We start from the raw sequence: 17,007 nt of genomic DNA on the forward strand, positions 1-17,007 counted from the left end.
GCTCGATGCGCCATGATCGTCACGTGGAGACCACCGAGACCGCCCCGCCGACCGGCCGCGAGGCCGTCGAGCGCGCCGCGCTGGAGCTGTTCGAGGAGCAGGGCTACACCGGCACGTCGATCCGCGCGATCGCCGGCGCGGCGCACGTCGACCCCGCCCTGGTCATCCGCTGGTTCGGCTCCAAGGAGGAGCTGTTCCTGCGGGTGCTGAGCCTCACGGAGAAGCCGGTCCCCGACCTCTCCGGACCGATCGAGACGCTCGGCGAGCGCCTCGTCGCCTTCGCCCTGGCCCCCGGGCAGCGCGACGTGCGCCGCGACCTGACCGCGCTCGTGCGCGCGTCCGACTCGAGCAGCGTGCGCTCCCGCCTGCGCCAGATCACCCGGACGCTGTTCGTCGAGCGGCTGGTCGAGCACCTCGACGGACCGAACGCCGAGCTGCGCGCGCACCTGATCGCCTCGCAGCTGGGCGGGCTGCTGCAGTCGTGGGACGTCGCCGAGGACCAGAACGTCGCAGCGGCCTCGCGGGACCGCATCGTCGCGCTGTACGGATCTGCACTGCAGACGCTCATCGACCCTCCCGTCAACTAGCAACCATGGGGTTGCGCTTCGTCGATCCTGTGTGCAACCTTGGAGTTGCACACAACGACGACGAACGGAGCGACCCCATGAGCGACGACCGCATCGAGCGCGACATCCTGATCGACGCCACCCCCGAGCACGTCTGGTTCCTGGTGAACCAGCCCGGCTTCTGGGTCGCGGAGGAGGCGAGCCTGCCGGGGACGGTGGCTCGCGAGGGCGAGACCACGCTCGCCCGGAACGCCACCTACGGCGACTACCCGGTGCGCGTCGAGCGGGTCTCTCCGCCGTCGGCAGTCGCGTACCGCTGGGCGCCGGCGTTCCCCGGCGCCGACCTCGCGGACGACAACAGCACGCTGGTCGAGGTGAGCATCGCCCGCGAGGGCGAGAAGGCGCGGGTGACCGTCGTCGAGAGCGGGTTCGCCGCACTGCCCGACGAGGTCCGCGACCGGACCCGGGAGGCGAACAGCGAGGGCTGGCCCCAGGTCATGCAGGGCCTCGGGACCCGCGCCGAGCGACCGAGCGAGGACGACTTCACCACGTCGTTCGTCGTCGACGAGTCACCCGACGACGTCTTCGCCGCGGTGCTCGACGTGCGCGGCTGGTGGACCGACGACATCGAGGGACCCACCGGCGACGTCGGCGACGTGTTCGTCTTCCGGCACACGGACGTCCACTACTCGAAGCTGCTGATCACCGAGGTCGTCCCCGGGCGCCGAGTCACGTGGCTCGTGCTCGACACCGAGCTGTCCTTCGTCGAGGACACCACCGAGTGGATCAACACGTCGATCACGTTCGAGGTCACGCCCACCGCGGCGGGGACCGAGGTGCGGTTCACGCACCACGGCTTGGTGCCCGCGTACGAGTGCTACGACGCGTGCTCGAGCGCCTGGGGCTTCTACCTCGTCTACAGCATGCGGTCGCTGATCGTCACCGGTGCGGGCATGCCCGCGCTCAAGGCGCTGCCCCGCCCGTTCTGAGGATCGTCCGGAGACTACGGTCGGGCAGGTGCCGACCCTGCGCTACGGAGACCTGCCCGACCAGGTCGTCGACCTCATCCTCCCGGAGGCCGCAGACGCTCCGCTGGCCTGCCTGATCCACGGCGGGTTCTGGCGGGCCGCCTACGACCGCACGCACCTCGCGCCCCTGGCGACCGCCCTGACCGCGCACGGCTACGCCGTGGCCAACGTCGAGTACCGGCGCGTGGGAGCGGGCGGCGGCTGGCCGACGACCTTCGACGACGTCGCGTCCGCGCTCGACGCGATCGGGCCCGCGCTCGCGAGCGAGCACCCGGGCCGGGTCGACCCGGCGGCGACCGTGTACGTCGGCCACTCCGCCGGCGGGCACCTGGCCCTGTGGGCCGCCCACCGCTCCCCCACACCTCGCGGGGTGGTCGCGCTCGCGCCGGTCGCGGACCTCGTCGAGACGTCGCGGCTCGACCTGAGCCGCGGTGCCGTCCGCGAGCTCCTCGGCGGCTCGCCGGAGGACGTCCCGGAGCGCTACGCGGCCGCCGACCCGATGGGGCTCGGACCCACGACGGCCCGCACGGTGCTGGTGCACGGCGACCTCGACGACCTGGTCCCGCCCGACTTCTCGCGCCGGTACTGCGCGCGCACGGGCGCGCGGCTCGTGGCGCTCGCCGGTGTCGAGCACTTCGGCGTCGTCGAACCCGGGTCCACGGCCTGGCCGGCCGTCCTGGCGGCCATCGACTGGGCCGCCGAACCGGACGGGTGACGTCCGGAACAGGTCCTGGCGCGCCGGGATCGACGTCCTGTTTGCGACCATGGTCCGGTGCCACCCCTGAGTCCCGACCGCAGCAAGCTCGTCTTCCTCGACATCGACGGCACCTACGCCGTGCACGGTGTGGTGCCGCCCGGCCACGAGGCCGCCGTGCGACGGGCCCGGGCAGCGGGCCACCGCGTCTTCCTGTGCACCGGCCGCTCCCGCGCGCTGCTCCCGCCCGGCATCCTCGACGTCGGCTTCGACGGCCTGGTCGCGTCGGCCGGCTGCTACGTCGAGGTCGGGGGGACCCTGCTCGCCGACCGCCGCTTCCCCGACGCCCTCGCGCAGAAGGTGGTCGCGCTCCTGCTCGAGCACGACGCGGCGTTCGTCCTCGAGGCACCCGAGGGGCTCTACGGTCCGCCGGGCGTCGACGACCGGTTGCGGGCACTTCTCGGCACGGGCGCCGACGGCGAGCAGCACGGAGCCGACGACTTCCTGCGGGCGCTGGAGATGCGCGAGGACCTGTCGGGAACGTCGTTCGCGAAGATCACCTACCTCGCGGCGACGGCGCCGTGGACCGCGCTGCTGGACTCGCTCGGGCCGGCCGTCGGCTTCGTGCCCAGCTCGATCGTCGAGGCTCATGACTTCGCGGGCGAGCTGTACCTCGCGGACGTGCACAAGGCGCTCGGGATCGAGCTGGTCCAGCGCCACGTCGGGGCGGTGCAGGACGACGTCATCGCCGTCGGAGACGGCATCAACGACCTCGAGATGCTCGAGTACGCCGGGGTCGGCGTCGCGATCGAGGGGTCGGACGCCAGGGTGCTCGCCGCCGCCGACGCGGTCGCACGCGGCCCTCACGTCGAGGGACTCGTCGACCTGTTCGACGACCTGGGGCTCTACCGCAGCGCCTGACGCCCGACCCGGGCGCGAGCTACGCCGGCTGCTCCAGCGGGAACCGCACCGCGAGCGACGCCTGGATCGCGACGTGCCGCTCGAGGAACGCGCGCTCGTCCAGCTTCTTGCGCCGCAGCCAGCCGGTGACCTCGTCGTTGCACTTGCTCGCGTTGCACGACCGGCACGCGGGCGCGATGTTCGCGAGGGTGTAGCGCCCGCCGCGGGAGATCGGCAGCACGCAGTCGCGCTGCATCGGCACGTCGGTCGCCCCGCAGTACGCGCAGCCTCCCCATGCGGCTGTCAGTGCGGACCACTGCTCGGGGAGCAGGTCGTGCTCGACGGCGTCCATCCGCTTCTTCCGTCGTCGGGCGTACCGCGCCTGACGCGTCCGAGGGGGTGCCATGGGCCCGAGGCTATCCACGTGCCGCAGCGCCCTGGCGGCGGCGCGCGCGACGACGGGCCCCCGCCGTGTGGCGGGGGCCCGTCGGTCCAGCTGCTTCGGCTACTTCGCAGTCTTCGGCGCCGAGGTCTTGGCCACGGTGACGTAGCCCGACTTCTTCGCCGTGACCGTGACGGTCAGCTTCTTGCCCGAGTCGGCCGCGACGACCTTGTGGCTCGACGTCGTCGCGCCCTTGATCGCCTTGCCGCCCCGGTTCCACTGGTAGGTCAGGGTCGCTCCGCTGGTGTGGGAGGCGACCTTCGCCTTGAGCGTGCTGCCCTGGGTCGCCTTGCCCGTGACGGACGGCGTGGACAGCGTGAGCGTGCCCTTGACGGTGACGGCGGCCGAGGTCGCCGAGACCGAGGTGGAGCCGGACTTCGCCGCGGTGACGGTCACCGACAGCGCCTTCCCGGTGTCGGCGGCGACGGCCTTGTAGGTCGCCTTCGTCGCGCCCTTGATGGCCTTGCCGGCCCGGTTCCACTGGTAGGTCAGGGTCGCGCCGCTGGTGTGCGAGGAGACCTTGGCCGTCAGCGTGCTGCCGACGACGGCCTTGCCGCTGATGACGGGCTTGGCGACCGCGAGCTTGGCCGTGACCGTGACGGACTTCGTCGCGCTGACGTTGCCCGCCTTGTCGGTGGCCCGGTACTGCACCGCCTTCGGTGCACCGGTGATCGCCGCCGCCTTGGTGTACGTCACCCAGTGCGCCCCGCCGTCGACGGAGTACTGGATCGACGCGACGCCCGACAGGTCGTCGCTCGCCGCGAGGACGAGCGAGCCGTCCTTCGCGGAGGTGACCGAGGTCGTCGGCGCGGTGCCGTCGATCTTGATCGTGAGCGACTTGCTGGCCGGCGGTGCGTCGTCGCGCGAGACGGCCACGAGCACCTGGTGCTCGCCGTCGCCGGTCACGACGACCGGCTCACCCGTGTAGAGCAGGCTCTCGCCGCCGTCGACGCCGACCGACGCGATGTCCCCGTCGGCCACGCCGACCGACACCGCGACGTCACCCGTGTACCAACCGCTGGCGGGCAGCGCCGGGCTCGTCGTGACCGTGAACTCGGGCGCCGGACCCGAGGGCACCGTCGTCACCTTGCCCTTGGTCACCGCGACGTACGACTTCAGGTCGCTGAACTGGTTCGTGTACGGCACCGCCTTGATGCCGGACACGTTCTGGATCGACGCCAGCTGCGCGAACTGCGCGGACTGGCTCACCGTGGTCAGCACGCGGATGGCCGAGCGCTGCAGGTCACCGAGCCGCATGTTCCAGCCGGCGGCCGGGTAGTTGCCCTTGACCACGACGGTGTACGCCGTGACCGGGCTCGTGCTGTCCGCCGGGTCGGCGTGCACGACGTCGGTGATCGCGACCCCGGCCTTCTGGGCCGCCGTCAGCGCCGAGCCGGCCAGGAGCGCGGCCGTCTGCGTGTACGCGTCGTTCACCGAGGTGAACTTGGCGTTCGGCGTGAACACCTGGTTGTTGATCACGTCGACGGTTGTCGTGCCCGAAGCCGGGACCTTGGTGAGGTCCGTGCTCGAGTCGACGGTGGTGCTGATCGTCTCGGCACCCGTCGCGGACGGGGTCAGGCCGTTGAAGGACCAGGCGTAGCTGGTGCGCGTGGCCGTGACGGTCTTGTTGAGGACGGGCAAGCCCGAGATGTCGATCGTCGGCGGCACCTTGAGCGTCGCGTTGATGACGTTCTGCGGAGCGTTGCCGGGCTCGATCAGGTCGTTGCCGGCGTAGAGCGTGGCGGTCGTGTCGTGGCTGCCGCCCCAGTCGGACATCACGGTGCCCTTGAAGCCCCACTCGCCGCGGAGCACGTCCTCGAGGAGGTCGTAGTTCTGCGCCGCGTAGGTGCCGTTCACCTTGTTGTAGGAGCTCATCACGGCCATCGGCTGCGACGACTTCACGGCGATCTCGAAGCCCTTGAGCTCGATCTCGCGCAGGCCACGCTCGCTGGCGATGATGTCGCCACCGCTGCGCTGGGTCTCCTGGTTGTTCGCCGCGAAGTGCTTGATCGTGACGCCCTCGCCGGGCACCGACTGCACACCGAGGGTCGTCGCCGCGGCGGTCAGGCCGGAGACCACGGGGTCCTCCGAGTAGTACTCGAAGTTGCGGCCGTTGAGCGGGTCGCGGTGGATGTTCATGCCGGGTGCGAGCCACAGCGAGACGCCGTACTCCTGCATCTCCTTGCCGATCGCGGTGCCGACCTCGGTGACGAGGTCACGGTTCCAGGTCTGCGCGAGCGCCGTGCCGACGGGCCAGGCGGTGCCGAACTGGTAGGTCGCCGGGGTGGTGGCGATCTTCTGCGTGATGCGCAGGCCGGCCGGGCCGTCCGAGAGGGTCAGGGCGGGGATGCCCAGGTTCTCGTACTTGGCGGTCGTGTAGCCCGCGGCGCCCGTGGCGGACAGCGTCGAGCCGATGGCGCTGGCGCCCTCGACGATGTTCGCGAGCTGGGTGACGTTGAGCTTCGCGACGAACTGCTCGATCGTCGTCTTGCCCTTCGCCACGTCGTACAGCGTGCTGGCCGGGTCGGTCGTGACGTCCTTGATCGTCTCGCCGGTCTTGGCCGCGTACGGCGCGCCGGTGCCCTCCCAGCTCGTCTGCGCCGGGTCGACGTACGCCGTGGTCGACGAGATCTGGCTGCCGTCGATCGCGAAGTAGGGCGACGTGCTGTCGACCGCGACGTCCTGCTGGACCTCGGACGCGGCCTGCACGGGCGTGAAGCCCGTGGTGTCCAGCGTCAGCTTCGGCGCTGCGGCGATCTGGTCCGCCTCACCGTCGTAGGTGTAGAAGTCGGCGGGGTCGCTGGTGAGCTCGGTCGCGGGCTTCTCGTCGTCGACGAGCTGGCTCGAGTCCTGCTCCGTGACCGTCGTGTCCGCGAGGCCGATCGTCGCGGCCACCTGCGTGTTGCGCGACGAGCTGCCCACGCGCACGACGTAGTCGCCTGCGTCGAGCACGTACTGCGAGGTGGACTCGTCGTACGAGGACATCTCCGTGGTGTCGTACGTGATGGTGACCGTCTGCGAGGCCCCGGGGGCCAGCACGTCGGTCTTCGCGTAGCCCGCGAGCTCCTGGTACGGCTTGTCGAGGCCCGTCTGCGGCGCGGAGAAGTAGGTCTCCACGACCTCCTTGCCGGCGACGTCGCCGACGTTCGTGACCTTCGCCTTGACGGTCACCTTGTCGGTGTCCGCCGTCACGCTCTGGGCGTCGATGTGGAAGCTCGTGTACGACAGCCCGTAGCCGAACGGGTAGTCGACGACGTCGGCCGGGTCGTCGGCGAGCGTCTTGTAGAACGAGTCGAAGTACCGGTAGCCGACGTACACGCCCTCGCTGTAGGTCTCGGGCGAGGAGCTGCCGTCGTTGTTCGCGAACGTCGCGGCCGCCGGGTAGTACGAGTACTTCGAGGCCCACGTGTCGGTGAGCTTGCCCGAGGGGTTCGCGTCGCCGTCGAGGACCTCGGCCAGCGCGTTGCCGCCCTCCTGGCCCGCCTGGCTCATGAGCAGCAGGGAGTCGACGGCCTTGCCACCCTGGGGGTCGTTCGCCGAGGAGTTGATCGTCTTGAAGAACGACGTGTCCACGACACCGCCGACGTTGAGCACCACGACGACGTGCTCGTAGGTCTGCCCGATCCGCTGGATGTCGTCGTACTCGGTGTCCGTCAGCAGGTAGTCGCCGGCCCCGGACTTGCGGTCGGCGCCCTCACCCGAGTTGCGGGCGACGACGAAGACCGCGGTATCGGTCGGCGCGGTGGGCTGGGCGCTGGCCCGCGTGAGGACCTGCTCGACCGACGAGTAGTCGATCGCCGGTCCGAAGATCGAGCCGGTGGTGGCGGGGTACTTGGTGTCGTAGGCCGACGTCATGGCGGACCAGTAGGTCGAGCTCGTCGTGACGGTGAAGCCGGCGTTCTCCAGCCCGGTCCGCACGTTGACCTTGTAGCGGTTGTTCACGTCGCCCGAGCCGGTACCGCCCTTGACGGTCGCGTACGCGCCGACGCCGAACAGTGCGACGTTCGACGACTTCGCGATCGGGAGCGCCGCGTCGTTGTTCTCGAGGAGCACCATGCCCTCGGTCGCTGCGCGCTTCGAGAGCTGGGCGTTGGCCAGCTCGAGGTCGTTGGGACTGGGGTTCGTGGTGGCTGCGACCGCCGCACCCGTGCCGGACAGCACGAGTGCGGTGACGACCGCGATGGGCACCGCCGCGCGCGTGACCGCGCGGGTGCAGGAGGGAAGGTGCATGAAGGAGTCGTCCTCTCTGACAACTGCTGACTGCGTTGACGTACCGCGATGCGGCCCGGGGCTGCCCTGGGACTCGGGCATCGGCGCCCGGGTCTTGCGTTCAACGCTCGAACGCTAAACACGACTTTTTGGACTGTCAATGGCGCAAGTTGGTGGGAGCGGTCCCATTATTTGTGCCGAACTTGGCCATTTAAATGGCCGGAAATCGGCCCAAAACAGGGGGTGGTTGCCCTACTCTCGGACCATGGCGACGACCTCTGAACGGACGGCTCCGCGCCTGCGGACCCGCGAGGACCTGCTGCACCTGATCCGCGCGAACGACGACGTGACGCGCGCCGAGCTCGTCGAGCTGACCGGGATGTCGCGCAGCACGGTGAACCAGTCGGTCGGCCGGCTCATCGCCGACGGCCGCATCACCGAGTCCGAGGCGCTGCCGCAGGGACGCGGCTCCGGCAGCGGCCGCCCGGCCGCAGGGCTCAAGGCCGTGGCGGACGGCGCACCCGTGGCCGGGATCGACTTCGGGCACAACCACGTGCATGTCGCCGTCGCGGACGCGCTCGGCAAGCCGATCGCCGACGAGCGCACCACGCTCGACGTCGACCTGCGCGCGACCGACGCCATCGACGTGGCCGTCGGCATCCTCACCCGGATCCGCGCGGAGCAGGGCATCGGGCACATCTCGAGCCTGGTCGCGGGGATCCCCGGCCCGCTCGACGCCCGGACCGGGCTCGTCCGCTCCCCCACCATCCTGTCCAGCTGGGTGGGGCTCGCGCCCGCCGACGAGCTGCGCCGGCGCGTCGAGGACGTCGGCCACGTGCACGTCGAGAACGACGCCGTCCTCGGTGCCTACGGCGAGCTCAAGGCCGGCGCCGGCCGGTACCGCCGGGCCTTCCTGTACGTGAAGGCGTCGCACGGCATCGGCGCGGGCCTCGTCATCGACGGGGTGCCGTTCAAGGGTGCGAACGGCCTCGCGGGCGAGATCGGGCACACGCACCTGCCCGGGCACACCGAGATGTGCCGGTGCGGCAACCGCGGCTGCCTCGAGTCGGTCGTCTCCGTGCAGGCACTGCTCGCCCAGCTCGCCCACACCCACCCCGGCACGGACCCCGCGGAGATCGGTCTGACCACGTTCACCGACGGCATCACCCAGCGCCTGCTCGACGAGGCAGGGCGCGAGCTCGGGCGCGTGCTGGCCAGCCTGTGCAACCTGCTCAACCCCGACGCGCTCATCATCGGCGGCGAGCTCGGCGCCACCGGCAGCGGCTTCCTCGATGGCGTCGAGGCCACGGTCGCGCGGCACGCCCAACCCGCGACGGCCGCGGCGCTGGAGATCATGCCCGCGGCGCTGGGCGTCCGGGCCGAGGTGACCGGGGCACTGCAGATGGCCGCCTCGATGGTGGTGCGGTGATGTCGCGCCAGGACCCGGAGCTGCTGCTCGCCCTCGTGGCGCTCAGCGAGACCTTCGACGGCATCAACACGATGGTGCGGCACGAGGCCGAGCACCGCTCCGGTCAGCCCGACGTCCCCACGACCGAGGTGACCCTGCTGCGGCTGCTCCTGCGCGTCTCCGGGCTCACGCTCGCCGAGTGCGCCGCGACAGCCGAGCAGCCGGTCACCGAGACGCGCCGTGCGCTGCAGGATCTCGAACGGCGCGGCCTGGTCGCGACGTCGGCGTCTCCCGGCCGGACGACGACCTTCGCGGCGACCCCCGCCGCCGCCGCACTGCGGGGTGCCGCACGCGAGCGCGCTGCGCAGCACCTGCGCTACGCGCTGGCGGCACTGCCCGCTGCCGAGGTCGAGGACCTCGCGCGCGCCAGCGGTGCTCTTGCGAGCCTGGCGGCGTCGCTCGGCTTCCGCGACGTCCACCCGACCTACCGGCAGGACTGAGCCCGGCGCGCACTCCGCCGCCGAGCCGTGGGTCGCTCGCGCTCTGGCCGGGCTGAGCGCGAGCGCGGCGCGCTCGAGCAGCGACCGAACGAGGGCTCCCCACCCGACGTCAGGGCCGTCCGATCAGGCGCTTGAGCAGCTCGATCAGCTGCGCCAGGGCCTCCTCGATCCAGCTGCACCGGTCGTGGACGACGACTCCCGGCGAGACGGCGACCACGGGGTCCGACCCCGCCGCCACGGCCGTGACCTGCACCGACAGCGTGTGCCCGGCGTCCGCATTCACGACCTTGTACGTCGCGGCCGTGCCCTTCGTGCCGATCGGCTTGCCGTCGCGCAGCCAGCGGTAGGTGAACGTCGCGTCGATGGACCAGGTGCCGGGATCCGCCGTGAGCGTCGCGCCCTTGACGGCATGACCGACGACCGTCGGCGCCACGACGTTCTCCAGCACGGGGGTGGTCGAGATCGGCGGCAGCGGCGTGATCTGCGTGGGGTGCTCGTTGGCCGTCAGGCGGGCGCCGGTGTCCGCCGGCGCCAGCGCGGTGAGCTCGTACAGCCCGTGCATCTCGACCGAGCCGTCGGCGGCGATCTCCGGGGCGGTGGACGCGTCCGTGCTCACGAACCAGGCCTCGCTGACCTGCGCCGGCCGCCCGTCGGCGGTGTCGGCCGTGGCGCCGTCGACGTAGTTCGACGGATCGGCCAGCAGGGACGTGTCGGCCTGCTTGAGTCCCAGGACGTCCTTCTGGGGGTTCCGGAACGACAGCACACCGCTCGCGCGGTAGTTCGTCACGCCCGCGTTGGTCTCGAGCCGCACGCCGCGGTCGTTGTCCGCGGACGTCACGCGCTGGAGGCGGACGTCGGGCCCGGAGTTGGACGTCACGCCCGTGCCGAGGTTGCCGTAGCTGATCGAGTTGCGCAGCAGGTGGTCACCCGGCATGGACTCCCCGCCCAGCTTGAAGCCGTTGCCCTCCCCCGTGCGCGGGTCGTCGCCGGAGAGCCGACCGTTGTCGTACGCGACCGAGTCCTCGACCACGACCGTCCCGATCGGGCCCGTCGTCGACTTCGCGTACAGGTCCCAGCCGTCGTCGATGTTGTGGTGGGAGATGTTCGAGCGGAAGACGTTGCCCTCGCCGACCGTGAGCTTGGCCGCGAAGCCGTCGGCGTCGTTGCCGCCGGGGTCGGCGTTGTCGTGCGAGACCGACGAGACCACGAGGTTGTCCGACGGCCACATCGCTGGCGGCTCGTTCGACGAGCCCGAGATCTGGACTCCCGTATCCAGGTTGTGGTGCGACTCGACCCGCTCGACGACGTTGTGGTGCCCCTCGATCAGCATCGGCTTCTGCTTGTCGCCGGACCGGGTGATCTCGAGGTCGTAGACGTGCCACCAGTCGCCGCGCAGGCGCAGGCCGCCGCTCGACGACTGCGACAGGTCGAGCACCGCGCGCGTCCCCGGCGCCGACATCAGCGTGATCGGCGCCTGCTCCGTGCCGTCACGGCCGCGCTCGACGACGATCCCCGACGTCGGCCGGTACGTGCCGCCCGCCAAGATGATCTGCTGACCCGCCTGGGCGAAGTCGACCGCGGTGTGCAGGTCGAGGGGCGCCTGCGGGCTCCCGTCGCCCTGCGGTGAGCCGTCCGGGGCGACCTGGATCGACTGCCCGGGCTTGCCGTAGGACCTCACGGTGAAGCTCAGCGGCACGTCGACCGGGTCGGTCGACTCGATCGCCTCGTCCTCGTCGAGCTGCGGCTGCTCCGCGGCGGGGAGCAGGCGCGCCGTGAAGGAGTTGTCCCCCGCCTTCAGCGCGAGAGGGACGAGCGTGCGCTCGCCCGGGGCGAGCGCGACGTCGTCGACGACGACCGTCCCGTCCGCGGCCAGGATCTGTCCCGTGCCGTACATCGTCGAGACCAGGGGGACGTCGATCGAGTCCTCCGGGGTGGTCGAGGTGACGTCCACGCGGAGCTCGGCCGGGATGTACGTCGTCGGCGGCTCCTGTGCGGGCTCGTCGTCCTCGGGCGCGATGGTCGTGAAGCTCCAGTCCGTGACCGTCACGACGATCTTGCGCGCCGCGACCATCCCGACGTAGAACGCGTCGGCGTCCTGCGCCAGCAGCATGTCGGGGTCGTACTCGATGACCTCGGCGTCTCCCCCGTCACCGCCGCCACGGTGCCAGATCGCATGGAAGCCGGTGTTCGACCGCCGCAGCGTCAGCTGGTAGACGTCGCCGGTGGCGAACTTCGGGCCGGCGGTGTCCGCGCGGTAGGTCGGGTCGAACGGCTGGGAGTCGCTGCTGTCGCGCGTGCCGGCCGTCGCGTCGTCGGTGCTGCCCGTGTACCCCTGGACGAATCGCGCACCCGGGGTGCCGTCGAGCACGGACGGCGTGCCTTCGCCGTAGCGGGTGATCAGCGCGCCGGCGGAGTTGAAGTACCGGTGCGTGGCGTCGCCCGGGACGATGGAGTCGACCGCGAGGATGCCGAACCCGGACTGGTTGTCCTTCGTCGAGGCGTCGTCCACCCGGAAGGTGGCGTCGAGCGTGAAGTTCTCCGTCGTTGGGTCGACCTTCGTGTAGAAGTACTGGAACCCGTCCTCGGACGTCGCCAGCTTGGTCGAACTCGCCTTGGCGTCGAACGTGATGGTGCCGTCGCCGTTGTCGGTCACGGCGCCGCCGCTGTTGGCGTTCGACCCGACCTCCGTCGTCGCCCAGCGCTGCACCTCCGCCGCGACGGCCACCTCGAACGGTGCACCCGCCGCCTCGTCGTCGCCCCGGTGCGCGACGACGCGCACCTGGTACGTCGCGCCGGGCACGAGCCCGGCGACATCGGCCGTCGTGCCGGTGACGCCCTCGACCGCGTCGACGTAGTCGGTCCCGGCGGCGCTCGTCTGCACCGTGTAGGTCTCGGCCTCGGGCACCGCTGCCCAGCTGACGGTGACGGTCGCGCGGCCGGCGGTGATGGCGGAGGTCAGTGCCCCGCTCGACTGCGGGCCGACGAGCGGCAGCGCGAACGCCCCGGTGGTGACGCGCTCCGACGTCAGTGCGTCAGCCTCTCCCGAGCGAGTGAGCTGCACCGCGACCTCGTAGGTCCCCGAGCCCGGCGGCGTGAGGGCGATCGTGCCGCGGGGACCGTCTGTCGCCGTGAAGCCGCGGTCGACGACCGTGCCGTCCGCGTCGTACAGCACCGCACGCGCGACGTCACCGCCGTCGGTGCCCAGCACGCCGGTGTAGCTCACGACGAGGCGCGAGGGGTCGCCGGCGTCCACCGCGACCCCGTCCACGACGGGCGCCTCGACGCCCGACCAGGGCGCGCGATCGACCGTGCTGCCGTCGGTGATCTCGGCGTAGTACACGTTGACGCCCGAGGCGGGCGACGCGATGAAGTAGGTGCCGGCCGCGGGTGCCGAGAGGTACTCGGTGGCGATCGGCAGATCGCCGTCGTCGGCCAGCGCCGGCACGGAGTCGACCGCCGTCCCGGTGGCGTCGTACAGCGTGAGGGCGCGGTCGGCCGTGCTGCCGCTGCGCGTGTGGACGAGCACCTCGGCCGCCGCGTCGACGGTGAACGCCAGGGCGCGGTTGGTGGCGGCGCCGGCACCGTTGAGCTTGATCCGCTGCGTGTACACGTCGCCGCGGTCGGACGTGCGGTCGCTCGCGTCGACCGTCACGTTCTTCGCCGCGGTCGCCTTGATCGTGAAGTCGCCGACGACGGCGTCGGCGGTGATGCTGCCGACCGCCAGGCTGGACGCGTCGAGCGCGGTCTGCGGCCCGGCCGCGACCGCGACCAGCGACGTCGACGCGGTCATCGCCGCAGCGGCAAGGACGGCCAGCGAGGCACGGACTCGTGCACCGAGCGGTGTCATGGATCTCCCCGTCGAGATGTGACCGCACGTCGTCGTGCCGTCGTGGAAAGCGATTTCCCGGACCTTACGGGCGTCCCTCGACGGGCGTCAAGAGGGAGAGCTGTCCGGATCGACCGCGATCGCTGGCTGGGAACGCCTGAGGCCCTCCCGCTCATCTGAGCAAGAGCGCCTCAGGCGACGAGTCAACGACGAAGGCCCGGACCATCGGGTCCGGGCCTTCGTCTTCTTGTAGCGGGGGCAGGATTTGAACCTGCGACCTCTGGGTTATGAGCCCAGCGAGCTACCGAGCTGCTCCACCCCGCGTCGGCTCCGTAACCATACGTCAGTCACGGAGCGAGGCCAAATCGGCCGGTCCCGACGGGGGTTACTGACCCAGCTGGGCCTCCGCGTCGAGGGCGTCCTGGATGGCCGCGTCCAGGCGGTCCTGCGCCTGGCCGTAGGCCGTGAAGTCGCCGTCGGCCAGGGCCTTCTGCCCGTCGAGCACGGCCTGGTTGGCGGCCGTGAGGGCCTTCTCCAGGTCGGCCCGCGCGGTCTGCGGCGTGGTGGTCGACGTCGGGTTCGGCGTCGGCGCGGTCGTCGCACCGGGCGTCGGGGTGGGCGACGGCGTGGCACCGGGGTCCGGCGTCGGCACCGGGGTGCCGGGCGACGTGCCCTTGTCCCCCGCGTCCGCGCCCGAGTCGCCGCCGAACACGTCGTCGAGGGCCTCGTCGAGGGTGGCCGCGAAGCCGACCTTCTCGCCGAAGCCGACGATCACGCGCTGCAGCAGCGGGTAGGACGTCCCCGCACCCGCGGCCTGGACGTAGACGGGCTGCACGTAGAGCAGACCGCCGCCGACCGGGAGCGTGAGCAGGTTGCCCTTGACCACGCTCGAGCCGCCGCGCGCCAGGATGTTGAGCTCGTTGGCGACGTCCGGGTTGGTGCTGAAGATGTTGCTCATCTGCCCGGGTCCGGGGATCGTCGTCTCGCTCGGCAGCTCGAGCAGCCTGAGCTTGCCGTAGTCCGCCGATGGCTTGCCGGCCACGTCGCCCGCCTCGGCGTCGACCGCCAGGTAGCCCGTGAGCACGTTGCGAGCGCCCTCACCGGCCGGGATGAAGGTCGACATGAGCGAGAACTTCGCCGCGTCCTGGTCGGGCATCTTCATCGTCAGGTAGTACGGCGGCTGCGGGATGCCGGCGTGGTTCGGGTCGTCCGGCGTGGCCCAGAAGTCCGTGCCCGAGAAGAACTGCGCGGGGTTGGTCACGTGGTAGCGGCCGAGCAGCGTGCGCTGCACCTTGAACAGGTCCTCGGGGTAGCGGATGTGGCTCATCAGGTCGCCGTCGATCTTCGAGACGGGCTCGAGCGACGTCGGGAAGACCTTCGACCAGGCCTTGAGCACCGGGTCCTGCGCGTCCCAGGCGTACAGCGTGACCTTGCCCGAGTAGGCGTCGACCGTGGCCTTGACCGAGTTGCGGATGTAGTTGACCGTCTTGGGCTGCAGCGCCTGGATCGTGTTCGTCGTCTCCGTGAGGGAGTCGACGGTCGCGTTCTCCAGCGAGCGCGACGCCGCGTACGGGTACTGGTCGCTCGTGGTGTAGCCGTCGATGATCCAGACGACCTTGCCGTTGACGACCGCCGGGTAGGTCCGGCCGTCGAGCGTCAGGTACGGCGCGACCTTCTGGACCCGCTCGCGCGGGTCGCGGTCGTAGAGCACCTGCGAGTCCGCCGTCACGCGGTCGGAGAACAGGATCTGCTCGGACCCGAACTTGATCGCGTAGAGCAGCTTGTTGATCGGGTTGCCGATGCTGGGCCCGGCCGAGACCGTCTGCGTCGGGAACGTGGTGTTCACCGAGCCCGTGGTGCCGGACGACGGGTAGTCGAGCTCCCAGGGCTCACGGCCCTCGGGTGCGCCGACGATCGAGTACGTGGGAGACGTCGGCCCGAAGTAGATGCGGGGCTCGTACTCGCCCAGGTCGCCGCTCGAGGGGATGCCACCCTCCCAGAACAGCGGCGCACCGCCCGTCGCGGTCGTGTTGCCGTAGGCGGCCACCACACCGAAGCCGTGCGTGTAGACGGTCGTGTCGTTGGTCCAGTTGCGCTGCTGCGCACCCAGGCCCGCCAGGTTGAGGTCGCGGACCGCGATGACGGTGTCGCGGTTCTCGCCGTCGATCGTGTAGCGGTCCACCGACAGCGAGTCGGGGAACTGGTAGAAGTTGCGCACCGCCTGCAGCTGCTTGAACGACGGGCTGACGATCTGCGGGTCGAGCAGGCGGATCGACGCCGTGGTGTCGGCGTCCTCGCGCAGCGCGCCCTGCTCGGCCGTGACCTTCGCGTCGTAGTCGCTGGTGTCGACCTCGTTGAGGCCGTACGCGTCCTTGGTCGCCTCGATGTTGCGCTCGATGTACTCCGCCTCGGCGTCCTGCTGGTTCGGCTGCACCTGGAAGCGCTGCACGACCGCGGGGTAGATGCCACCGACGGCGATCGCGGCGATGACCATGAGTCCGACGCCGATCAGCGGCAGGCGCCAGTTCCCGCGGATGGCGGTGACGATGAACGTGATCGCGACGAAGATCGCGATGCCCGCCAGGATCGCCTTGGACGGGATGACCGCGTGCACGTCGGTGTACGCGGCGCCCTCGAACTTCTCGCGCGTCTTGGTCAGGATCGAGTAGCGGTCCAGCCAGTAGTTCGCGGCGATGAGCAGCATCAGCACGGCGCCGACGACCGACAGGTGCACGCGCGCGGCCTTCGTCGTGCGCGGCGTGTCCGTGCGGGGACCGCCGATGCGCAGCCCGCCGTACAGGTACTGCGTGGCCAGCCCGGCGATGCCTGCGAGGACGGTGACCGCGAGCAGGAACGAGACGATGAACCGCAGGCCGGGCAGCGTGAAGAGGTAGAAGCCCAGGTCGATGCCGTACTGCGGGTCGGACGTGCCGACCCTGCCGCCGTGCATCCAGAGCTGGATCGTGGCCCACTGCTGCGACGCGGCGCCGCCGGCGAAGAGCCCGACGACGACCGGGGCGACGATCAGGACCAGGCGACGCAGCGGCTCGACGGCCTCGCGGTACTGGTCGAGGTTCGCCTGCTCCTGCGTGCTGGGCGCGTACACGGGCCGCGAGCGGTAGCCGTAGGACAGGCTCCACCACACCGCGCCGCCCATGACCAGGAAGCCCGCGAGGAACAGCAGCGCGCGCGTCCCCCACTCGGTCCGGATGACCTCGACGAAGCCGAGCTGCTGGTACCACAGCACCTCGGTCCACACCTGGGCGAGGATCAGCACGATCACGACGATCACGCCGAGGACGATCAGGGTCGGGATCAATGGCCCGCGGCGCCTGCGAGGGCCGGCGGGGCGAGGACGGGACGAGCTGGCGAAGGTCACGGAACTCCCAACGGGTCGGTCTGAGCACAGGTTCCCACAAGGTTGGTGCGGAAGC

The 17,007-nt window shown here is 71.0% G+C and carries 10 protein-coding genes and 1 tRNA gene; 6 read left to right on the top strand and 5 right to left on the bottom strand.

Annotated elements, in window-relative coordinates; genetic code table 11:
• Positions 1–23: 23 nt before the first annotated feature.
• The 4 genes from EDF34_RS04960 to EDF34_RS04975 all read left to right on the top strand — a co-directional run bounded on the left by EDF34_RS04960 (position 24) and on the right by EDF34_RS04975 (position 3,209).
• The gene (locus tag EDF34_RS04960) at positions 24–587 is read left to right on the top strand and encodes a TetR family transcriptional regulator (protein WP_158615045.1); all 564 of its coding nucleotides are present in this window, start codon (positions 24–26) and stop codon (positions 585–587) included.
• Between the two features lie 77 nt (positions 588–664).
• Positions 665–1,555, top strand: coding sequence for an SRPBCC family protein (locus EDF34_RS17650; protein ID WP_199737640.1), 891 nt, complete (start codon positions 665–667; stop codon positions 1,553–1,555).
• 28 nt (positions 1,556–1,583) lie between these two features.
• The gene (locus EDF34_RS04970) at positions 1,584–2,309 is read left to right on the top strand and encodes a S9 family peptidase (RefSeq protein ID WP_123370183.1); all 726 of its coding nucleotides are present in this window, start codon (positions 1,584–1,586) and stop codon (positions 2,307–2,309) included.
• A gap of 57 nt (positions 2,310–2,366) precedes the next feature.
• The gene (locus EDF34_RS04975) at positions 2,367–3,209 is read left to right on the top strand and encodes an HAD hydrolase family protein (RefSeq protein ID WP_123370184.1); all 843 of its coding nucleotides are present in this window, start codon (positions 2,367–2,369) and stop codon (positions 3,207–3,209) included.
• Between the two features lie 19 nt (positions 3,210–3,228).
• On the opposite strand, the gene EDF34_RS04980 is transcribed toward EDF34_RS04975, so the two are convergent.
• Together EDF34_RS04980 and EDF34_RS04985 are read right to left on the bottom strand one after the other, a co-directional pair.
• Positions 3,229–3,594, bottom strand: a complete 366-nt coding sequence (locus EDF34_RS04980; RefSeq protein ID WP_199737641.1) for an HNH endonuclease — start codon at positions 3,592–3,594, stop codon at positions 3,229–3,231.
• A 99-nt stretch (positions 3,595–3,693) separates the two neighbouring features.
• Positions 3,694–7,860, bottom strand: coding sequence for a glycoside hydrolase family 3 C-terminal domain-containing protein (locus EDF34_RS04985; protein WP_158615046.1), 4,167 nt, complete (start codon positions 7,858–7,860; stop codon positions 3,694–3,696).
• Between the two features lie 244 nt (positions 7,861–8,104).
• Here EDF34_RS04985 and EDF34_RS04990 point away from each other — a divergent pair, with 244 nt between their 5' ends.
• Together EDF34_RS04990 and EDF34_RS04995 are read left to right on the top strand one after the other, a co-directional pair.
• A complete protein-coding gene (locus EDF34_RS04990; RefSeq protein ID WP_123370187.1) occupies positions 8,105–9,268 on the top strand; it encodes an ROK family transcriptional regulator in 1,164 nt (387 codons plus the stop codon).
• Entirely contained in the window at positions 9,268–9,747 is a 480-nt protein-coding gene (locus EDF34_RS04995) for a hypothetical protein (protein WP_123370188.1), read from the top strand. The genes EDF34_RS04990 and EDF34_RS04995 overlap by 1 nt, the downstream gene beginning before the upstream one ends.
• A 109-nt stretch (positions 9,748–9,856) precedes the next feature.
• On the opposite strand, the gene EDF34_RS05000 is transcribed toward EDF34_RS04995, so the two are convergent.
• The 3 genes from EDF34_RS05000 to EDF34_RS05010 form a co-directional block, all read right to left on the bottom strand.
• Positions 9,857–13,594: a hypothetical protein gene (locus EDF34_RS05000; RefSeq protein ID WP_123370189.1), complete on the bottom strand. Its 3,738-nt coding sequence runs from the start codon at positions 13,592–13,594 to the stop codon at positions 9,857–9,859.
• Positions 13,595–13,823: 229 nt separating this feature from the next.
• A tRNA-Met gene (locus tag EDF34_RS05005) sits at positions 13,824–13,897 on the bottom strand.
• A 61-nt stretch (positions 13,898–13,958) separates the two neighbouring features.
• On the bottom strand, positions 13,959–16,952 hold the full coding sequence (locus EDF34_RS05010) for a UPF0182 family protein (RefSeq protein WP_123370190.1): 2,994 nt from the start codon (positions 16,950–16,952) through the stop codon (positions 13,959–13,961).
• Between the last annotated feature and the right edge of the window lie 55 nt (positions 16,953–17,007).

This window comes from Cellulomonas sp. PhB150 (assembly GCF_003755175.1).
Taxonomy (GTDB): Bacteria; Actinomycetota; Actinomycetes; order Actinomycetales; family Cellulomonadaceae; genus Cellulomonas.

Coding starts and splice junctions, on each gene's coding strand:
- EDF34_RS17650 (WP_199737640.1), top strand. CDS start 665: ATGAGCGACGACCGCATCGAGCGCGACATCCTGATCGACGCCACCCCC.
- EDF34_RS04980 (WP_199737641.1), bottom strand. CDS start 3,594: ATGGCACCCCCTCGGACGCGTCAGGCGCGGTACGCCCGACGACGGAAG.
- EDF34_RS04985 (WP_158615046.1), bottom strand. CDS start 7,860: ATGCACCTTCCCTCCTGCACCCGCGCGGTCACGCGCGCGGCGGTGCCC.
- EDF34_RS04990 (WP_123370187.1), top strand. CDS start 8,105: ATGGCGACGACCTCTGAACGGACGGCTCCGCGCCTGCGGACCCGCGAG.
- EDF34_RS04995 (WP_123370188.1), top strand. CDS start 9,268: ATGTCGCGCCAGGACCCGGAGCTGCTGCTCGCCCTCGTGGCGCTCAGC.
- EDF34_RS05000 (WP_123370189.1), bottom strand. CDS start 13,594: ATGACACCGCTCGGTGCACGAGTCCGTGCCTCGCTGGCCGTCCTTGCC.